1 pseudogene is annotated in these 2,189 nt (G+C 50.8%); it reads left to right on the top strand.

Features of this window, described 5'->3' with window-relative positions:
• Positions 1–2,149 (top strand): annotated as a pseudogene (locus tag KDK14_RS12955) (hypothetical protein); the annotation flags it as partial.
• Positions 2,150–2,189: the final 40 nt, after the last annotated feature.

Genomic DNA, 2,189 nt, shown 5'->3' on the forward strand with positions numbered 1-2,189 from the left:
CAAAAAAGCCGCCGGGGTAGTGGCTTGTAGAATGTCAGGCAACGCTTCGGTTAGTCATATTCTCGTTAAACATGCCAACCTTGTTTCCAATAGTACATTTGCAAGTGCAGGTATTGTGGTGGGCATAGTTAATGCGGGGACTGTGTTCAACATAAAAGCAAGCAGCTGCACGGTGAACGCCACCGGTGCTGAAGCAAAAGTCGGTATTGGTGCGGGACTGATAAAAGAAGGCGGTACAGTTGACAAAACAATGGCTGTGAATTGCAACGTATCAACCAGTTATAACGCAGATGCCGGTATTGGGGCGGGAGAAAATAAAGGTATTGTCACAAACACATTGGCGTCCGGGTGCCACGTATCAACCAGAGGTGATTTTTCAACTGCCGGCATTGGGGCAGGGAAAAATAGAGGAACCGCCAGATACACGACAGCATATAAATGCACAGTATTAACCGATGGTCACTTTTCAGATGCCGGTATTGGGTCGGGGGCAAATAGCGGAACCGTTAGATACACGACGGCGTATAAATGCACCGTATTCACCGATGGCAGGTATTCAAAAGCCGGCATTGGGGCGGGAAAGAGCGTAAGAAGAGATGAGAGCAGCAAATTGACTGTTATCAGAGACACGGCAGCGTTTGGATGTAATGTATCAACCACCAAAATGCTTTCTCCCGCCGGTATTGGGGCGGGTTATATTGAATACCAGGGATCTATTGATAAAACGACGGCGGTTAAATGCAAAGTGACAATCTCCGGTATTCTGTCAAATGCCGGTATTGGCGCAGGGCAAACAGGGCTCAGTAACAAAAGAAGAATTGACAATACCAGGGTGATTGAAAGTACCGTTAAAAGTGTAAAAAATTCATCAAATGCTGATATCAATGGAGGTCGTAAACCAACTGTTTGTAATGCCACAATTATTAACAGTAAAAATATCACATATAAAACGGACAACTGCCATATAGATTCAAATACGACCTGTGAAGGTTTCGACCCCCGCCTGGCAAGAAAGAATTGCCAAGAGGTTTCTGAGGTATTATTCGGCACTAATGCCCCGCCAACGTATCCAACCACAGAGCCATTGACAACAGTACCAACCTTGAACATTTCCAGCCTGGATTCTCATATAACGACAACGCCACCAACAGCGCCACCAACAGCGCCACCAACAACGCCACCAACAACGCCACCAACAACGCCAGCCACAACTCTGGCCAAGTCCACCAACACGACCTCCCCCGGCCAGGGTTTTGTCACAAGTGCAACGCCCCCGACAACTCCGGCCCCGTTATCCAGCAGCAATCTGCCCCTTACCAGCCCGGGTTCTGCCACAATTACAACGCCCCCAACCAATGCGCCCACGGTAACAGTCATGACCGCTTCCAGTTCGGTTTCTGCCCGATTTGCCACACCACCGCTAACAGAATCACTCAGCCCTGCCCTTATCGCCATTATCACCAGCCTGGGCGCGGCATTTGTTGTGCTGATTGGTATTATTGGTGTGTACACCCATCGCAATTACCACCGAAGATCATCGACTAATGCGGGCCGTAACCAACCCATGCCAGAGCAACCCGAACGCCGACTCCGGGCTGACCGACCGCTGCCTTCTATCCCCCGGAACGATTACCAACTGTTACCTGTCAGCCCGGTAAACACGAGTTCACTGCCTGCGCCACCCCAAAGCCATTACCAACTGTTGTCAGGCAGCCAGGGTAATACGAGTGCACTGCCTGCTTTTGTGCAGAGCCATTACCAATCGTTGTCAGACAACCGGGGAAATGGGAGAACATTGCCTCAAAGCCATTACCAACCGTTAACAGGCCACCGGGGAAACTCGGCAACAGGGGGCAGCAATCCCCTGGCGGGTAATCCTGCCCCACCCCCTGAGGAACAGCCCGTGTATGAAAATATCGATAACTACAGGATACCGCTAGCAAACGGGCAGGCCTGCACAGCTCCAGCGGGCAGCACCATGGCAAGCACGGGAAATGAACTCACCCGCGGTCAACAACGTCTTGACAGCCCTTTGCACCCGGTAATGACCGAATCTGAGACTGACTCTGACCATAGCTACGACGAACCGGCCGTGATGGCACTGTCGGTTATGGCATCAGTTAGCAGCAGCCACGGCGAGCGCTGGTAAAAATATGACCATGGTCAACTAACATAACGTTATGAGGTAT

The organism is Endozoicomonas sp. ONNA2 (genome assembly GCF_024606365.1).
GTDB lineage: Bacteria > Pseudomonadota > Gammaproteobacteria > Pseudomonadales > Endozoicomonadaceae > Endozoicomonas.